The 16,344-nt window shown below is 65.4% G+C and carries 19 protein-coding genes; 7 read left to right on the forward strand and 12 right to left on the reverse strand.

What is annotated here, in order from left to right; translation table 11 throughout:
* Positions 1–35: 35 nt before the first annotated feature.
* Complete coding sequence (locus tag ACFVUS_RS07120) at positions 36–746, forward strand: hypothetical protein (protein ID WP_387762277.1); 711 nt, start codon at positions 36–38, stop codon at positions 744–746.
* A 444-nt stretch (positions 747–1,190) separates the two neighbouring features.
* Here the strand turns inward: ACFVUS_RS07120 and ACFVUS_RS07125 are convergent, their stop codons facing one another.
* Both ACFVUS_RS07125 and ACFVUS_RS07130 read right to left on the reverse strand, forming a co-directional pair.
* Positions 1,191–1,640 carry a DUF4279 domain-containing protein gene (locus ACFVUS_RS07125; protein ID WP_387762278.1) on the reverse strand — a complete coding sequence of 150 codons (450 nt, stop codon included), beginning with the start codon at positions 1,638–1,640 and terminating at the stop codon, positions 1,191–1,193.
* A gap of 241 nt (positions 1,641–1,881) precedes the next feature.
* On the reverse strand, positions 1,882–2,469 hold the full coding sequence (locus ACFVUS_RS07130) for a hypothetical protein (protein WP_387762279.1): 588 nt from the start codon (positions 2,467–2,469) through the stop codon (positions 1,882–1,884).
* Positions 2,470–2,745: 276 nt separating this feature from the next.
* Here ACFVUS_RS07130 and ACFVUS_RS07135 point away from each other — a divergent pair, with 276 nt between their 5' ends.
* Positions 2,746–3,093 carry a GntR family transcriptional regulator gene (locus ACFVUS_RS07135; RefSeq protein ID WP_387762280.1) on the forward strand — a complete coding sequence of 116 codons (348 nt, stop codon included), beginning with the start codon at positions 2,746–2,748 and terminating at the stop codon, positions 3,091–3,093.
* Positions 3,093–3,554: a hypothetical protein gene (locus ACFVUS_RS07140; protein ID WP_387762281.1), complete on the forward strand. Its 462-nt coding sequence runs from the start codon at positions 3,093–3,095 to the stop codon at positions 3,552–3,554. Before ACFVUS_RS07135 ends, ACFVUS_RS07140 begins: the two co-directional genes overlap by 1 nt.
* A 115-nt stretch (positions 3,555–3,669) precedes the next feature.
* Here ACFVUS_RS07140 and ACFVUS_RS07145 read toward each other — a convergent pair whose 3' ends face one another.
* Positions 3,670–3,837, reverse strand: coding sequence for a hypothetical protein (locus ACFVUS_RS07145; protein WP_387762282.1), 168 nt, complete (start codon positions 3,835–3,837; stop codon positions 3,670–3,672).
* Positions 3,838–3,945: 108 nt separating this feature from the next.
* Positions 3,946–4,302: a hypothetical protein gene (locus ACFVUS_RS07150; protein WP_387762283.1), complete on the reverse strand. Its 357-nt coding sequence runs from the start codon at positions 4,300–4,302 to the stop codon at positions 3,946–3,948.
* A gap of 103 nt (positions 4,303–4,405) precedes the next feature.
* Here ACFVUS_RS07150 and ACFVUS_RS07155 point away from each other — a divergent pair, with 103 nt between their 5' ends.
* Positions 4,406–4,804 (forward strand): hypothetical protein, encoded by a 399-nt coding sequence (locus tag ACFVUS_RS07155; protein ID WP_387762284.1) that lies wholly within the window; start codon positions 4,406–4,408, stop codon positions 4,802–4,804.
* Between the two features lie 458 nt (positions 4,805–5,262).
* Here ACFVUS_RS07155 and ACFVUS_RS07160 read toward each other — a convergent pair whose 3' ends face one another.
* The 7 genes from ACFVUS_RS07160 to ACFVUS_RS07190 form a co-directional block, all read right to left on the reverse strand.
* Positions 5,263–6,096: an alpha/beta fold hydrolase gene (locus ACFVUS_RS07160; protein WP_387762285.1), complete on the reverse strand. Its 834-nt coding sequence runs from the start codon at positions 6,094–6,096 to the stop codon at positions 5,263–5,265.
* A complete protein-coding gene (locus tag ACFVUS_RS07165; protein ID WP_387762286.1) occupies positions 6,077–7,567 on the reverse strand; it encodes an AMP-binding protein in 1,491 nt (496 codons plus the stop codon). The genes ACFVUS_RS07160 and ACFVUS_RS07165 overlap by 20 nt, the downstream gene beginning before the upstream one ends.
* On the reverse strand, positions 7,564–8,241 hold the full coding sequence (locus ACFVUS_RS07170; protein ID WP_387762287.1) for a TetR/AcrR family transcriptional regulator: 678 nt from the start codon (positions 8,239–8,241) through the stop codon (positions 7,564–7,566). Before ACFVUS_RS07170 ends, ACFVUS_RS07165 begins: the two co-directional genes overlap by 4 nt.
* The gene (locus ACFVUS_RS07175; RefSeq protein WP_387762288.1) at positions 8,238–9,275 is read right to left on the reverse strand and encodes an alpha/beta hydrolase family esterase; all 1,038 of its coding nucleotides are present in this window, start codon (positions 9,273–9,275) and stop codon (positions 8,238–8,240) included. The genes ACFVUS_RS07170 and ACFVUS_RS07175 overlap by 4 nt, the downstream gene beginning before the upstream one ends.
* Complete coding sequence (locus ACFVUS_RS07180) at positions 9,272–10,639, reverse strand: spinster family MFS transporter (RefSeq protein ID WP_387762289.1); 1,368 nt, start codon at positions 10,637–10,639, stop codon at positions 9,272–9,274. Before ACFVUS_RS07180 ends, ACFVUS_RS07175 begins: the two co-directional genes overlap by 4 nt.
* Before the next feature lie 125 nt (positions 10,640–10,764).
* Positions 10,765–11,667, reverse strand: coding sequence for an aldo/keto reductase (locus tag ACFVUS_RS07185; protein ID WP_387762290.1), 903 nt, complete (start codon positions 11,665–11,667; stop codon positions 10,765–10,767).
* A gap of 64 nt (positions 11,668–11,731) precedes the next feature.
* A complete protein-coding gene (locus ACFVUS_RS07190) occupies positions 11,732–12,748 on the reverse strand; it encodes a GlxA family transcriptional regulator (protein ID WP_387762291.1) in 1,017 nt (338 codons plus the stop codon).
* A gap of 186 nt (positions 12,749–12,934) precedes the next feature.
* Here ACFVUS_RS07190 and ACFVUS_RS07195 point away from each other — a divergent pair, with 186 nt between their 5' ends.
* Together ACFVUS_RS07195 and ACFVUS_RS07200 are read left to right on the forward strand one after the other, a co-directional pair.
* Positions 12,935–13,699: an SDR family oxidoreductase gene (locus tag ACFVUS_RS07195; protein ID WP_387762292.1), complete on the forward strand. Its 765-nt coding sequence runs from the start codon at positions 12,935–12,937 to the stop codon at positions 13,697–13,699.
* A gap of 161 nt (positions 13,700–13,860) precedes the next feature.
* Positions 13,861–14,082 (forward strand): hypothetical protein, encoded by a 222-nt coding sequence (locus ACFVUS_RS07200; protein WP_387762293.1) that lies wholly within the window; start codon positions 13,861–13,863, stop codon positions 14,080–14,082.
* Between the two features lies 1 nt (position 14,083).
* On the opposite strand, the gene ACFVUS_RS07205 is transcribed toward ACFVUS_RS07200, so the two are convergent.
* Positions 14,084–15,082 (reverse strand): hypothetical protein, encoded by a 999-nt coding sequence (locus ACFVUS_RS07205; protein ID WP_387762294.1) that lies wholly within the window; start codon positions 15,080–15,082, stop codon positions 14,084–14,086.
* 93 nt (positions 15,083–15,175) lie between these two features.
* On the opposite strand from ACFVUS_RS07205, the gene ACFVUS_RS07210 reads away from it, so the two are divergent.
* Positions 15,176–16,276: a lycopene cyclase family protein gene (locus ACFVUS_RS07210; RefSeq protein ID WP_387762295.1), complete on the forward strand. Its 1,101-nt coding sequence runs from the start codon at positions 15,176–15,178 to the stop codon at positions 16,274–16,276.
* The last annotated feature ends 68 nt before the right edge of the window (positions 16,277–16,344 follow it).

Genomic DNA, 16,344 nt, shown 5'->3' on the forward strand with positions numbered 1-16,344 from the left:
TGGAGCCGCAGCCTCGGCTAGCAAAAGAAGACCGATTGGTCGACTATGCAACAGTGATTCAAGATCGATTCAGGACCCGAGCCAGCGAGCTGGCAGTGCAACTCGGCTTACGGGCGCCGAAGGTGGAGTTCCTTCGGCTTCCGCCGAAATGCTGGCTGCCCGAAGGTGTCCTGGCCTACACGGTGTTCCTGCGGGAGGTTATCGTCATCACCCCGACCTTCGAGGAATTCTCACCGGCCGAGCAGGATGCTCAACTCGCACATTGGACCGTGCGGTCACATCTCATCCGTACCGCCTTGTTCAAGTACCTCGGCGCCACAGTACTGTTCACGCTCCTGACCTTCGTACCTCTCAACGTCACCGGGCATTTCCACGGTCATCCGTTCGCTTTCACCTACACCGGTTTTCTCGTCAACCTCGTGATGATGCCCCGCGAGATGTACTGGCTCGCCGAAACGCTCTGGCTGGCAAGCCTCTGCGTCATAGGGATCGCCTGGAAGCGGCGCATCATCTACAGAACCGACCGCCGCGTCGCGGAGATGCTGGGCTTATCGGCCATGAACGATGTGCTGCGAGTAGCTCGGCGTGTTCGATACCAGCGCAGAGGCATCGTCGGCATGTACGTGAACCTCGGCATCCCCAGCGAAGCCAACCGCGCCGACGCCATCTCCTGCTTCCCGCTCACCATCGCTGAAGCACCCGCCCGTCCCGGCGAGGAAGCTCTGAGCCCGGCGGCAGTGCCATAGCCCCGATTGAATGCGTCCAGCTCGGAGCGCCTGTGAATCAATTGGTAAACCAGTCAGGATGTTTCTCGACCTCGGCCTGGAGCTTGTCGACTCGCTGGGCGAAGAGTTTGGTGTACCCGCACTGCAGGCAAACGACCGCCGTCAGAGGCGATAGCGGCGAGCCGTAATAGGTGCGGCGTGCAGGATGCAATCCGATGCTGTGGTCGGACTTCAAACTGAGGTTGCCGACCTGGCGACCTCCGCACAATTCGCACGGGGGAAAGTTCGGTCCAGGCGCGGGGTCTGTCATGTCCGGCATCATCGCTGATGATTTCCGCACGCGCTGACCGAGCGGCCAGCGCGACGCATCCGACCACAGGTCCGCATAACCTTTCGATCGACATCGGTACTGCCGCGGAGAGGTGCCGGATGATGATCGGGATGGCAGCCGCCGGAACATCGTTCTCATCCGAATTCCGGTGCCCGGGGCGGATAAAGGTCGAGCGCGAGGTCGAGTCCCAACGCAGCGACGTCGGCGAGAAGATCCGCAGGCAGCACGCAGCCACCCTGTCCGTTCTCGCTGCCGAAGCCCAGAGACAACGTCAGTTCGCAGTTGGCGGACAGTCTCGCCAACTCGTCACGACACCCGTCAACCAGACCGATCAGTGCCTGGACATGGTCGGTGAGATCGTTGTCGTTGGCGAGGCCACTCGTCAGCGCCCACACGCTGTTCTTACGTCGGGCGCTCGCCGGATTTCGTGGACTCATCAGGCTGCCTCGCTCGAACTGTCTGTCCGGCGTGATCCCCAGCCGAGCCGAGATTTCGCTCGCGCTCACCGTTCGACTCTTCAGCAGAATCGTTCCCGCCGTCCATTTCCGATCCTCGGGCCATTCCGTCTGCATGTCCTCTGACATGACGACATGATCGCAGGCGGGCCCGGCCAAGGCGACATCCTTTAGAAGCTCACAAGAGGGAGCCGACCCGCACCGGTTCGCACCGACACACCGAGTGATTGGCGTTTGATGACTGGTAGCCCAACGCACTGAAATGCCGCGTGGCGCGCGGTTCGAAGTGGCCACCCGGCTCGTCGAAAGATCAACGGGCAGCGATCAACTCGGTTCCGATGACGCACCATATGCCGAATTCGGTGAATTCTCACTGATCCGCGCCAAGGCGCTTAGCTCGTCGAGCCTTGTCGGGCATTCCACACTTCATGAGAACCCCGAGCACGCCCCGTGCCCGGGCTCGGCTGCGATCATCGAGGTCGAACATCACGTCGACCACGTCACGTCCGAACGCCTCAATCATCCTGCGATCGAGAGCATAGATGATGTGTCGAGCCCACACGACCCGCGTCAGGACCAGGCCCACTATGTATGCCGTCAGGCCCAGCAGTCCCCACTGCCAGGACGCCATGCGAGACATAATCGCTTCGGCCGCAAACACGCTCAGCGCCAGGTAAGGCACCAACACCAAAAGCACGACGGCAATCAAGGGCTTGTATCGGCCAGCCCATTGGAGATCCACGCTGAGCATCGCCTCCGCGAGCACGCCTTGTTGTTCCATTGGCGAGAGGGACTCGAATGCAGGCCCGATGACGAGAACCGGCCGCCTCTTCCTGATGCGGGGAAGCACACCATCAACACACCAGTCTGGCGTCCTGCCCGGCTCGACCTGCGGAGTCAGCACTCCGAATCGCGACGCCAACTGCTCGGCCTGCGTGCTGATTTGATCTAGATCCACCTGCACATGATGTGTCACGGAGACGTGAACTGCGAGCTGAGCAGAACCGGTACATTCACAGGGCTAGCACCAGGATAGGTCTCCTCGAACGCACCCTCCTTACTAGCCGCACACCATGCTGACCGAATCGGCCAGCGCGATACGGTGGAAGATCAACTGGCCGTAGCGATCTGAGGCTGCGGAACACATGCGCCTGCTGATGACCGAGCACCCCCAAATCTGAAATGCCGTTCGCTGCGCGGGGTTTGCAGTTATGGTGCTAGTTTCATTGGCACCATGTTTTGGCATATCGATCAGTCTTCCCGGGTGTCGCTGCAAGAGCAGATCGCCGCGTGCGTCCGGCGTGCTGTCTCCACCGGAGAGTTGACGGTCAACGAACAGTTGCCGCCCGCAAAGGAATTGGCAGAGGCATTGGGCGTGGACCGTAATACGGTCCTGGCCGCGTATCGGCGCCTCCGGGAGGAGTTGGTGGTGGATTTCCGCCGCGGGCGTGGGGTTCGGGTCACCGCGACCGCGCGTACCTCGGCGCCGGTGGAGCAAGCGGTGCGGCAGTTGATCGATGTGGCACGGGTGAATGGTTACAGCAAGGCCGAGATACACGGCCTGATCGAGGAGTTGATGTAATGCCCACCGCGACGGTGTACACCTGCCGCGTCACCAACTGGAAGATGTTCTGGTTCAACGCCCTGATTCTCGCTGCCACGGTCTGGCCCCTTCTTGTGCCACCCCATCCCAGTATCGGAACCACTCTGCTGGCTGTCACCGTGGTCATCAATTTTGCCCTGTCGGTGGCCACCATAAGTCAGCGCGTCGCTGCGGGTCCGGCGGGTCTGATGGTGAGCCTGGGCCCCCTTGGCCTCCCCCGTGTCAGGGTCGCCCGCGCGAACATCAACCACGCCGAGGCTGTGCACCTGCCATCGACGGCGTGGTTGAGCGACGCCGTTCTCTGGAGAGGGAAGCAAGGGTGGTTCCTCACTCCGAAACGCGGTCCGTCACTGCGTATGAGCCTGGCCAGCGGTCGCACCCTCACCGTCGCGATGCCCGAACCCGGAGCGGCGCTGTGGGCGATGGGCATAGCGCCCTAACGACGCGACGGTTGAGTGATCGCACTCCTAGTCCTGTACCGTTCCAGCCGATCTGAGGCTGGCGGACGCCACACGACAGGACCGAAACACCAACGGGCTGCCGTTGCCAACTGACCTACAGGCCATCGATCGCGGCACCGAGGTCCGCGCCGTAGCTGGCCCAACACAGGAGCGGGCTTCCCGGCACGGGGCGATGGCCCATGAACCAGTCTCCGGGGTGGTTGTCGCTGTCGACCGAGCGAGCAAGGCACAGACTGGAAAAACCGATGATCAGATCGACCACCAGGGAGTGCGTCTATGTCGGCCACCGAATGATTCTCTCCCAGAAATTGTGGGCACCCGACCGTGCCCAGGCCAGCCGCGCTCAGCTCGATCGTCGGTCGGCATACGGCTACGGGCGCAGGCGACCCTGCTGCGGGTCGTAGCAATTGAGCCCATGCACTTTTGCCAGCCCGGCAACGAACGCCGAAACCTCAGCCGCGGTGTCCCACTGGGTTCTGACATTCAGCGACCGACCGTCAATGTGCCCTGTCCCGCTGCAAGACCAGACGCTGCCCTCCTCTCCACAATCGGGCCAGCGCCGCAGCAGCGCCTGCACGAAATCCGCGATCTTCGCGGTGGGCGGCTCATCCGCCTCCCCACGGAGACAGCGCTGTTCGGAAGCATCGCTCATCGCATTGAGCGTCTTGAAGAGACTGACCTCGCAGCATGGCGGCTCGTCTTCCCAGATGACCAGGTCGTAGCTCATGCCCGGATTCTGCACTGCGCCACCGACACTCAAACAGTGTGATGCTGATACCTGTGCGCTCCCGAGTGGTGGCAGACAAGGTCGTCTGTGATGGAGTAGGTCTGTGATCAGACAGGATTCTCCGCAATTGGTGTATGGCCCAGACCGGTCCGCGATGAACTCTTCGGTCAAGCATGTGGCCGATTGCCGCGATGTGTACGAACTTATCGATCACAACATTCGACCCAGGCCAGGCATGTGGGCGCGTGGTGAATCGCTGCAGGAACTAATGGTGCTTCTGAGCGGCTACGGAGTCGCGCTCGAACTGCATTCTGTGCCAGAAGAGTTCGCACTGGGCCCGGTCGGGCCGTTCTCTCGTTGGCTGCACACCGAATTCGGGTGGGGTATGGCGCTGGGATGGGCCTCGGCCATCGAGCACAATCTCAACGACACCGAGACCGCGATGGATGCGTTCTTCCGTCTACTCGACCAATATCGGACGACCCTCAAGCCATCGGACTAGGGTCTGTCCAGGTCGGAATGTCGTCGATCGCGACGTGGCGCACCGACCACCACCGAGGCAGTGACTGCTGGCTTCAGGTGACTGCAGCGCACACTCATGCCGCTTACGGGTCGGCTCGCTGGCCGTCGTTCTCGTCGTCGGGCAGAGCCCCCAGATCTATGACTTCCGCGGTCCACCAGTCAGGTTTATCGGCGGTCACCCAGCGCACGTGGAACTTTCGTCCATGCGCTGGTGGGGTCGCGGAGGTAGATGGCGTGCCGCCAGGCTTCGGGCGTTCGGTATAGCACGAAGGAAATCGGTGTGCCCCAGCGTGTTCGGCCGGAGGATCGGTCTTCGGTCATGATCGGGACCCTTCGTTTGGGCTGAATCGCACTGCGGCGTCGATGATGTCGGGCACGAAGGGTCCACGTCGATCGAAGCCGCAACCTACCCGCCGTAGTGGTTGCACACGATCATTGTCATCGCCCAGGTTCGATGTCCTTCATCTGCTGTGTCTGATCGGCCAGGAACTTCAGGACGTCGGCGTTGGCGCGCTCGCCGACATCGACGGGGTAGTTGTGGCCGGCTCCTTCGTAGGTGATGAGGCGAGCGTTGGGCAGGGTCTCGGTCAGTCGTACCCCGGCTGCGTATGGCACCGCCTCGTCCGCGGTGCCGTGCAGGACGAGTGCGGGTGCGGTCAAGTCGGCGACCTTGTCGGGGGTCATGTCGTAGGCGGCGATGGCGAGGTCTTGGGCGTAGACGCCGCGCGCGGAGAAGCGCATTCGGCAGAGGACGTCGAGGTCGCGCTCGATCGCTTCGGGGGAGGCCAGCGGGCCGTAGAGTCGCTTGCGCAGCAAGGGTTTCAGGAGGCGGGGCGGTATACGATATTTCAGCTGCCGGGCCAGGAAGCCGGGAGGCGGTGGCAGGGGGTGTTCGGGGCTGCGCATCGCCGTGCAGCCCAACACCATTGAGCGCACTCGTGACGGCGAATCGTGCGCGAGTTGCAGGACGATCCCGCCGCCCATGCTCACGCCGTAGAGGTGCGCGCTGTCGACTCCGGCGGCGTCCATTACCGCGCGCACGTCCGCGGCGAGGTCGGCGACGGTCGCGGTGTCGGTGGCATCGCTCGCGCCGGTGCCTCGGTTGTCGAAGTAGATGACGCGGTAGTGCTCGGCCAGCGCCGGAAGCACCGGATACCACATGTCACTGGAGAACAGGTGGCCCATGACGAGCACGACCGGTTCGCCCGAACCCTGTTCTTCCCAGTGCAGGCGCACTCGCCCGGTGGGGGTGTCACTGATCGTGTACGGCATCGTCCGCCCTTTCGAGTCGCTGGGCACGCAGCGCCGAGCGGCGCACTTTTCCGGCATCGTCACGCAGCGGGTGGTCGACGATCTCGAGGCTACGCGGCAGTTTGTAGGGCGAGAGCCGCTCGCGCAGAAACGTTAGGACGGAATCGAATTCGAGCTCCGCGGACGACTGCACGATGGCATGCGGCACCGCCCCTAGGTCCTCGTGCGGCAGCCCGATCACACATGCGTCGCCGATGCCGGGATGCTCGGCCAGAGCGGCCTCGACCTCGGCGGGGTAGACGTTCGATCCGCCGACGAGGATCACATCGGTATCGCGATCGGTGAGGTAGAGGTAGCCCTGCTCGTCGAGACTGCCGAGGTCACCGAGCGACTCCCAGCCACCCGCGCGGGCGCGGGCCTCGCCACCGAGATATGCGTACGCGGCCGGGGCGTTCGCGCCGCGGCGCACCCACACTTCGCCCACCTCACCGGGCCGGAGTGCGGCGCCATCGGGGCCGAGCACCGTCACCTCCCCGACCACCGCCCGCCCCACCGACCCGGGATGCTCGAGCCAGTCGCCACCGGTGATCACGGTGGCGGCCTGCGCCTCCGTACCGGCGTAGACCTCGAGGATCCGCTCACCGCCGAGCCAGTCGATCCAGGCGCGCTTGAGCCAGGGCGGACATGGTGCGGCCATATGCACGACCAGGTCCAGCGACGAGAGATCATGCGCAGCAAGCACTTCGGGGCCGAGACGCCAAATGCGCTGCATCATGGTGGGAACGGCGTAGAGCCATTGCACCCGATGCGAGGCGATATCGGCCAGCAGCGTCCGGGCATCGAAGCGCCCCTGCAGCACGACATGCGAGCCGCGCAGCATCGCCAGCACCGCGAACATGAAGGGCGCGTTGTGATGTAGCGGCCCGGGTACGGCCACGGTGCCCCCGGCCGGTATGCCGAGCACGTCGGCGAACCCGATGACCTCGTCGAGCAGCGCCGCATTCCCGGCCACGACCACCTTGGGCCGACCGGTACTGCCTCCCGAGGCGGGCGCCTTCCACGCGGGAGAGATGCGCCGCGGCAACGGATCCGCGGATTCGGCCGACTCGGGCACCGAAGGCAATCGCACCCGATTGAAAGCGTCCGGCCCCTCCCCCTCGGGCAGCCCGACCACCCCGGCCGGATCCACCACCTCGAGAATGGCATGCAGCTCCGTCGAAGTCAGCCGTGAGGACAACGGCTGCGGCACCGCACCGAGCTTCCACGCCGCGAACGCCGCCGTCATGAACGCCGGGGAGTTGTCGAGCATGATGGAGACGTACGAGCCGGGAGTCACGCCCAGCCGAATCCACATGCGGGCCAGTCGATTACTGTCCCGATCCACCTCGGCCCAGGTGCGGGTGTCCACACCGCAGGTCACCGCGGGAGCGTCCGGGCGCGCGGCCGCGTGGGCGGCGAGCACCTCACCGAATGTTCTTGTGGCGGTGATCATTTCCCGCTCCTTTCGGTACCCAGCCGGGTAGCCAGACCGCCGGTGATGAAATCGCGGTAGAGCGCGACGACCCGATCCTTGGGAATATCGGGATTGGCCAGCCACCAACGCCCGAGCTGTTCACCCACGCCGCTGATGGCATAGGCGAACGGGGTATCGATCGCGTCGCCACCCGAGAAGTGCGCGACCATCTCGGCGATGCGCTCGATGGTGTGCTTGCGCAGATCGGCCAATTGCTCGGTGAATTCGGGTGCGAGTGCGGTACTGGGATTGAACAGCACCATCCAGCGGCGCGGGTCGCGCTCGAGCAGGTCGAAGAAGATCTCGCCCGCGCGTTGCATCACGACCTCGATACTGGCTCCGGCCTCGATGAGCACCTCTGGCTCGCGGACCCGGTGTTCGAGCTCCCCGCGAGCTCGGCGCGCACACTCGAGAAAGATCGCGTCCTTGCTCTGGTAGTGCGAGTAGACGATCGGCCGGGTCACCCCTGCCTCGCGGGCGATATCCTCGATCGAGGTGGCCTCGAAGCCGCGGGTCGCGAAGAGGCGCTCGGCGATATCGAGTATCTGGGCGGCGCGGGCTTCACGAGACATGCGGGTGCGTCGCTGGGGTGCCGGAGTGTCCACGTCGGCCAGTCTGCCCGACAGCGGTGCGTGGTCGAGCCGGGTGATCACGGCATGCTCCGGCTTTTCGCCCAGTCCCACCACATGGTGGCGAGATCGGGGCCCTGATTGTCGACGAGCGGTCCGGAGCCGGTGCCGGGCCAGCGATGCACCATGCCGTTCACCAGCACGTAGTCGATCAGTGAGGTGTCGCCGCCGCGCGCGTAGTACTTCGAATACGTGTAGGAATGCCGGTTCGGGTCGCTCACCTGCACCACCGACTCCGGAACATCGTCGACCGGGCCGTCGACTTCGCCGGTCATCGCGAGGTCGTCGATCGCGGCCCAGTGCGTGACCAGACGCGTCGCGAAATACGGTGGCACAGTGGTGTCTTGGTCGCCCTGGACCACCATGACCGGCACCGCGCGGGCCCGCGGGCCCATTTCAGCGAAGGCTCGTTCGGCGGTGTCCACGGGGCTGAGATTCACCGGGTCGAGCCTGCCCGCCGCGTCCCGGCCCGCCTCGTTGATCTTGTACTCGCCACCGGCCATCGACATCACCGTGGCGTAGACATCCGGGTAGGTGACACCCATGATCACGGCGATGCCCGCACCGGATGACGCGCCGAGCACATGCACCCGTGAGCGATCGGCCCCGAACTCGGTGATCACCTGTTCGGTGAGACCGGCGATCAGCGCGGGCTCACCTTCACCACGCCGTTGATGGGCGGCATCGTCACCGTTCCAGCAGTTCAGGCGCAGGCCGCGAAGCGGATCCTGGGAGGGGTAGACCACCAGGAATCCTTCGCGGTCGGCCAGCGCATTGAGGTCGGTCATATCCTTCATCGAGTTCAGGGTGTAGCCGGTCATCCCGCAGCCGTGCACCGCGACCACCAAAGGCAAAGCGCGGCCGGAAGATTGGGCGGGCGGAACATGCACCTGGTAGCTCACCGCGCCCGCGGTCCCGAGGAAAACCGCGGTCCGGTCGTAACTCTGCGCGTCAGGTTCCGCGTGCGCGGCGGCCACGCCGGTGAACATCGCGGCGGCGAGTGCTTTTGTCAGACTTGTCCGAGCCAGCACGGCTCGAACGGAGTGATGGTTCCTCATCGAGATACCTCCGGTTGCGCGGCCTTGCGGCGATCGCGCTCGATAGTGGTCATCGCGCCGGCTACACCGAGCGCACATGTCAAGCAGGACAGGGGAAGTAGCCACGCCATGCTGGTATGGAGGCCGAGCGCCGACGCGGTGATGTCGGCCGTGGCGGTGGCGTTGTCGGCGAAGAACTCCGATAGCGCGCCGGTGAGTACCGGCCCGAACGCACCGCCGAGTAGATAGAAAGCCGCGAAATAGATCGCGACAGCGGAGGCGCGCCGTCGCGCCTCGACGATTTCCGAAACAGCGGGCAGTGCGACCGGCTGCACCATGTTGATCAGGACGGAGGCGAGCGACAGCAGCACGATGAAGGCGACCGCGCTGCCGGGCGACAGCTCGAATGCCGCCCAGGCGAGCGGGGCCGCGGCGGTCATTCCGATGGCGGCCACCGCGAGGCGCGCGACCGATGAGCGGCGTCGTGCCCGGTCGGCGATCGGACCGGCGATGAGCACACCGACCAGACCCGCGACACCCAGCACGAGGCCCGCGCCTGTCCCGGCCGCGGACAGGCTCAGTCCGAAATAGCGCTGCAACAGCGGAACCAGGAACGTCGCCACCGAATAACTGCTGATCTGCAAGCCGATTCCGGCCAGGATCAGCCACCACATGGTCGGGATGCGCAGCAGCGCCCAGAGCGCTCGACCACCGCGCTCGCTGTCGAGCTCCTGGGCGGTCACGCTGGGCCGCTCCGGCATCGGCACGATAAGCAGCAGTCCGGCGATCACGAGACCGGGGATCGCGGCCAGATAGAACGGGGTCCGCCAGGAGCCGAACGCTTCGACCAGTGGACCGGTGGTGAAGAACGCCAGCAACAGCCCGAGCGGCAGGCCCAGTTGCAGCATTGCCGTTGCCCGGGAACGCTTCTCGACCGGGAACATGTCAAAGACGGTGGCATTGGCGGCGGGGGCGTAGGACGCCTCCCCGACGCCGACGCCGAGCCGGAATATCAGGAGCGCCGCGAAACTCCACGCCCCACCGCCGGCCGCGGTGAGGAAGCTCCACAGCACCAGGCCACCGGCCATTATCACCCGGCGCGAGCGGCGATCCGCCATGCGCCCCAACACGATTCCCGCCAGGGCGTAGACCACGGTGAAGCCGCTCATCAGCACACCGAGTTGGGTATCGCTGAGCGCGAACTCGGTCTTGATGTCCTCGGCCACGATCGTCGGGAGGGCGCGGTCGTAGAAGTTCAATACGTTGGCCACCGCGAGCAGGGCCACGAGACGCCAGGCATAGGGCGGGATGACGGGTGAGGTGGTCTCATCGGCAGCCGAGCCGCCGGTCGGGTCGTGCGGGGGAAACGTCCTGCTGATCGGCATGGCGTCCTTCGAGCTGCGTGACTGCCGTCACTTTAACTTTACAGCGCGTAACTATAAATAGACGCGATGTAACCGTCAATAGTGGCGGTTGCTCGAACCGGGCGGCCGAGGAGCGGCCTAGCCGATCAGGCGTAGACGAAGGGTCCGGTGAAGTCGCCGTCCGATCCGCCCGCCGCGGTGAGGGCGGCGAGTTGCTCGTCCGTCAGGCGTAGCGCGGATGCCGCGATGTTCTCCTCGAGATGCGCGATCGAGGAAGTGCCCGGAATCGGACAGAGCGTGTCGGAGCGGGCCAGCAACCAGGCCAGCGCGACCTGCGTCGGCGATGACCCGGTCGCCGCCGCGATCTCGGCGACGACGCCGCCGGGCCGCACCAGCGCACCACTCATGACCGGCCACCACGCCACGAACGGAATACGTTCGCGGGCACAGTAATCGACGACGGCGTCCCAGCCGCGAACGGTCAGGTTGTAGATGTTCTGCACGGCGGCGACGTCGATGATCGACCGCGCGATCTCGATCTGCCCGACCGTGACCTCGGAGAGTCCGAAGTGCGCGATCTTGCACTCCTGCTGCAACTCTCGCATCACGCCCACCTGATCGGCGAACGGCACGTTCGGGTCCGCGCGGTGCAGATAGAGCAGGTCGATGCGGTCCACGCCGAGTCGGCGCAGGCTCATTTCGCACTGGTGCCGCAGGAAGGCCGGGTGGCCGATCGGCACCCATTCGAGGGGTCGCGGCTGCACCTGTCCGACCTTCGTGGCGATGAGCAGGTGCTCCGGATACGGGTGCAGCGCCTCGCGCAGGATGTCCTCGACGGTTCCGAGGCCGTAGCTGTCGGCGGTGTCGACGTGGTTGACGCCGAGTTCGATTGCACGCCTGGCCAATTGGATCGAATGGTGCCGGTCCGCCGGTGGACCCCAGATCATCGGATCGCCGAGACGCATTGCGCCGAAGGCCATCCGGAACACCTTCTTGCCACCGAGTTCGACTTCGCCCGCGGCTCCGATCGTGGTGAGTGCGTCAGTCATGATCGAATTCTCGAGCACCGCGCCACGGCCGCGCTGCCCCGTAATCGGCCACAGATCTTCAACATCAGGCCACCACATGCTCGGTCGCGGGCCGCCTACCCCGTGCCGCGCCGAAGCGGGCGCGGTACTCCCCCGGGGTCAACTCGGCGATTCTCGTGAAATGGTAGCGCAGAGTGGATTCGGAGCCGAAACCGCTGGCTTCGGCGATGCGCTGAACGGTCCAGGTGGTGCGTTGCAGTAGCTCTTGGGCGCGCCGCACCCGGGCTCGTTGCAGCCATTCCATCGGCGGGATGCCCAATGCGTCTCGGCACTGGCGTGCGAAGGTGCGCACGCTCATCCCGGCGTGCTGGGCGAGCATGGCGACGGTCAGATTCTCGGCCAGGCGGTCTTCGGCCCAGTACAGGGTGTCGGTCAGGGAGGTGGGCGGTTCGGGGATGTCCCAGCCCGCGCGCTGGGCTTGATCGCCGTCGCGGCGGATCGGCGCGACCAGGAACCTGGCGACTTCGGTCGCGAGCGCCGAACCATGGTCGCATTCGATCAGATGCAGCAGCAGATCCATTGCCGCGGTGCCGCCGCCGGAGGTGAAGAAGTCATCGTCCGCCACGAAAAGGCGTTCGGGGTGGACATGGATCTTCGGATGAGCGGTGGCGAGTTGCTCGGCCCAGTGCCAATGGGTGGTCGCTTCGTGGCCGTCGAGTAGCCCGGTCGCGGCAACGAGAAACGTGCCCAGGCACAGCGCGACGATGCGGGCACCGTTGGCGCGCGCACGCAGTATGGCCGCCGCGATATCCGGTGGCGGATCGTAGATCGTCGGTGCGGCGGACACGACGACGGTATGCGCGGACTCGGCCCATGCCAGCGTCCGATCCGGAAGCAGCGCATAGCTGGTGGCGCGTCCGGTCCGGGTGACCGTCGGCCCCGCCGGTCCGGCCACCGCGACCTCGTAGAGTTCGGCGCCCGCGTGATCGTTGGCCGCGGCGAAGACCTGTACCGCAAGCGCCACCTCGAACGCGCCGATACCGTCGAAGCTCAGCACCGCGACGCGATGCGAATCCCGCTGCGGCACAAACTCTTCCCTCATGAATTCACATCTTTCGGAGCAGAGCGTGGATGGTGTCCGATTCGAAGCTTTTGCGGCCAGGCTTCTCATCATGCCAGCGGCGGGGTGAGCATCGATCGCGCCCAAGTCGTCCACTTGGCGCTGCGACCGCTGCGCGAGGACGGGCGGTCACACTCGAACGACCGGACTGAAGTAGCGTGCCTTCACATGAGCGATGATCTGGTTGGGAAGAGTGCGCTGGTTACCGGAGCGAGCCGGGGAATTGGGTTCGCGGTGGCTTCGGAGCTTTTGCGGCGGGGGGCCAATGTTGTTGTGACGGCTCGGAAGCAGGGTCCGTTGGAGGAGGCGGCCGAGCAGCTGCGGGGGTTGGGGTACTCCGGAAAGGTTGTCGCCGTGGCCGGGAATTCGGGGGAGGCCGAGGCTCGGGCGGAGCAGGTCGCCGCGACGGTGGGGCAGTTCGGGTCGCTGGATGTGCTGATCAATAACACCGGGATCAATCCGGTGTACGGGTCGCTCATGGAGGCCGATCTCGACGGGGTGCGCAAGATCTTCGATGTGAATGTTGTCGCGGCGCTGGGGTATGTGCAGGAGGCGTACAAGGCCTGGATGGGTGAGAACGGTGGGGCGGTGGTCAATGTGGCCAGCGTCGCCGGGTTGCGGTCGACCGGCGTCATCGCCGCGTACGGCGCTTCCAAGGCCGCGCTCATTCGGCTCACCGAGGAGCTGGCGTGGCAGCTCGGGCCGAAGATTCGGGTCAACGCGGTCGCGCCGGGCGTGATCAAGACGAAGTTCGCCGATGCGCTCTACTCGGCGGATGAGGAGGCCGCGGCGGCGGTGTATCCGATGAAGCGACTCGGATCGCCCGAGGATGTCGCGGGACTCATCGGGTTCCTGGCGTCGAACGAGTCGGCGTGGATCACCGGAACTACCATTCGGGTGGACGGCGGACTACTCGCTACCGGCGGCATCTGATCGCTGCTGCGGGCGGGCAAATGAGCACTGTCCGAACGTGATGTTCGATCACGTTCGGACGGGGTCGCCGATGGGTACTCCCCCCTCGGATCACACCCGGTACCAGCGATATGGCAAGCGAGCCACCGGGGGTGACCGGAGTCGAGTAGGAGCTGAGTCCCATGGCGTTGGACATCGTGGCTTTCTCTTTGGCCGCACTACTTCTCACCGTGGTGGTCGCGATCCTGGCGGTCGGTTTCACCGACTTCACCGATCCGCCGCCCTCCACCTGGTGCCATCAGTGCGCACGCTGGATGGTGAACAAGCACCATCAGGCCGAACCGCTGTGCCTGCGCTGCCGTCTCACCGCCGGATTCGACAGTGCGGTGCACGGGCGCAGGTAGATCAGCGGAAGGTCAGCGCGCCGATGGTGTCGGTGTGGCGGTAGCGCAGGTATTTCTCGACGGTGTCCGAGTCGACGGTGGTGTCGGCGGTGGCAAGAGTGATCACCAGGAATTCCGCTTCGCTGCCGTCGCGCCATTTGCCGGTCTCGAAATGCGAGATGTAACTCCCGCTGGGGAGGTTGATGTCGTTGTCGTCGAAATGGTCTTCGGCGGCAGCGGCTTTGGCCGCATCGCTCATGGTGAGCACGAACTGGGTCAGCATGAGGCCGCCGTTCTCGGACTTCCACACCAGTTCCGAGGCGTACTGACAGCCGAGGCCGGTGAGCTTGCCGTTCTCCTCGACGGGACCGCAGTTGTCGTAGTCGCGGCCCTGCACCCAGTCGGCCTGCAACGCGACATCGCCGAACTTGAAATTCCAGGTCTCACCGAATTCGGTGTAGGTGAAGCGGTTACCGGCGGGTGCGGCCTGGGTGGTCGTACTCGGGCGCGCGGAGGTGGTTTCGATCGCCGGTTCGAGGCTGGTGGTCGTCACCGTCGCCTGATCGGAACTGTCGCGGCCCGTGAGCACCACGACCGCGCCGACTCCGACGGCCAACACCGCCACCGCCGCCAGGGCGATGCCGACGATCAGACCGGTATTGGAACGCGGCGGTTGCGGCGGCGGCGCGCCATAGCTCGGCTGCTGCGAATATCCTTGCTGCCCCGGCCATCCCGGCTGAGCGACGGGCTGCTGCCAGGTCGGCTCACTCTGCTGCGCCTGATATCCGCTCTGCTGCGCCTGATATCCGCTCTGCTGTGCCTGATTTCCGTCCGGCTGTGCCGCGAACCCCGGCTGTTGCCAGGTGTCGCCCTGCTGCCCCGGCCAGGCCGGTTGCGCGGGCTGCGCGGGCTGGGTCGGCGCGGCCGGTTGATCCCACCAGGCCGCGGCGGCGTCCTCGGCGGGCTGTTCGCCCCGGCCGTGTGGATCGCCACCGACTCCGGGTCCGGGGGGATAGCTCATGTAGTCAACCTTTCACGGCGCACCGGGGACCTCCCGACCCGGCGAAATGTCACCGAAGCGTATGACGGCGGCCGATCATGATCCAATCTCGGTGTGACTTCCGATCTCGTGGTGTGCGGCGCCGGTCCGGCAGGGCGAGCGCTGGCGCACCGCGCGCTGGTGCGGGGGCAGTCGGTCACGCTCATCGATCCGCGACCCGAACGCCGGTGGTCCGCCACCTACGCGGCCTGGGCCGATGAGCTGCCGGAGTGGCTGGATCCCAGGGTGTTCGCGGCGACCGCGGACCGTCCGGCCGTATGGACCACCCGCCGCATCGAACTGGATCGCCGCTATAGCGTTTTCGATACCGCGGCTCTACAGGATTCGCTCGATCTGACCGGAGCGCGGATCATCACCGACCGCGTCATCGATATCGTGACGCCGCCGCGCTTCGGCACGCGCGCGGGTGAGCTGCCGACGGCTCGGCTGGCGTCCGGAACCGATGTGCGGGGCGGTCGCGTAATCGACGCCAGGGGCGTACCCCGCTTCCCCGGACTCGCCGAGCAGACCGCCTTCGGCGTGATCGTCGATCGCGGCCGCTGGCCCGATCCGGACACCCTATTCATGGACTGGCGCAACGACAATGGCGCACGACCCGACGAGCCGCGCACCTTCCTGTACGCGGTTCCCCTGGGCGACAACGCGATTCTGCTCGAGGAGACCTGTCTGGCGGGCCGCCCGGCCTTGCGCACCGAGGTGCTGCGCGATCGCCTGGCAACCCGATTGCGTTCTCGCGGAGTGACTCTCGATGGCTCCGAGCGCATCGAACGCGTCCGATTCCCCGTCGAAGGCGGGCGGGCGCACCCCGCTGCCTTCGGTGCGGCGGGCGCGCTCATCCATCCGGCGACCGGATACAGCGTCGCGGCGGCACTGCGCACCGCGGATGATTTCGCCGCCGGGGATTCGATCTGGAATATTTCATCCCGCATGGTCAATAGCCTGCGCCACACCGGATTACGCGCCCTACTGGCGCTCCCACCACAGGATTTACCGCTTTTCTTCGACGCTTTCTTCGACCTGACTCCCGAGCGTCAGCGCGCCTATCTCTCCGGTCGTGATGATCTGTCCGGTACCGCGACCGCCATGATGACGATTTTCGCCGCGCTTCCATGGCGTATGCGTCGTACACTCGCTCGCGCCGCCACCGGTTCGTAGCCCCCGTTATTGCGGGCTGGGGCGGCCCGCACAGGAGTGCGAGACTTCCTCCGCCGCAATAACAGAAC

This window comes from Nocardia sp. NPDC058058, from assembly GCF_042885355.1.
GTDB lineage: Bacteria > Actinomycetota > Actinomycetes > Mycobacteriales > Mycobacteriaceae > Nocardia.

Bases quoted from the DNA above. Each gene is read 5' to 3' on its own strand.
- ACFVUS_RS07125 (WP_387762278.1), bottom strand. From the start codon at position 1,640: ATGTCAGAGGACATGCAGACGGAATGGCCCGAGGATCGGAAATGGACG.
- ACFVUS_RS07135 (WP_387762280.1), top strand. From the start codon at position 2,746: ATGTTTTGGCATATCGATCAGTCTTCCCGGGTGTCGCTGCAAGAGCAG.
- ACFVUS_RS07140 (WP_387762281.1), top strand. From the start codon at position 3,093: ATGCCCACCGCGACGGTGTACACCTGCCGCGTCACCAACTGGAAGATG.
- ACFVUS_RS07150 (WP_387762283.1), bottom strand. From the start codon at position 4,302: ATGAGCTACGACCTGGTCATCTGGGAAGACGAGCCGCCATGCTGCGAG.
- ACFVUS_RS07160 (WP_387762285.1), bottom strand. From the start codon at position 6,096: ATGCCGTACACGATCAGTGACACCCCCACCGGGCGAGTGCGCCTGCAC.
- ACFVUS_RS07165 (WP_387762286.1), bottom strand. From the start codon at position 7,567: ATGATCACCGCCACAAGAACATTCGGTGAGGTGCTCGCCGCCCACGCG.
- ACFVUS_RS07175 (WP_387762288.1), bottom strand. From the start codon at position 9,275: ATGAGGAACCATCACTCCGTTCGAGCCGTGCTGGCTCGGACAAGTCTG.
- ACFVUS_RS07180 (WP_387762289.1), bottom strand. From the start codon at position 10,639: ATGCCGATCAGCAGGACGTTTCCCCCGCACGACCCGACCGGCGGCTCG.
- ACFVUS_RS07185 (WP_387762290.1), bottom strand. From the start codon at position 11,667: ATGACTGACGCACTCACCACGATCGGAGCCGCGGGCGAAGTCGAACTC.
- ACFVUS_RS07190 (WP_387762291.1), bottom strand. From the start codon at position 12,748: ATGAGGGAAGAGTTTGTGCCGCAGCGGGATTCGCATCGCGTCGCGGTG.
- ACFVUS_RS07195 (WP_387762292.1), top strand. From the start codon at position 12,935: ATGAGCGATGATCTGGTTGGGAAGAGTGCGCTGGTTACCGGAGCGAGC.
- ACFVUS_RS07200 (WP_387762293.1), top strand. From the start codon at position 13,861: ATGGCGTTGGACATCGTGGCTTTCTCTTTGGCCGCACTACTTCTCACC.
- ACFVUS_RS07205 (WP_387762294.1), bottom strand. From the start codon at position 15,082: ATGAGCTATCCCCCCGGACCCGGAGTCGGTGGCGATCCACACGGCCGG.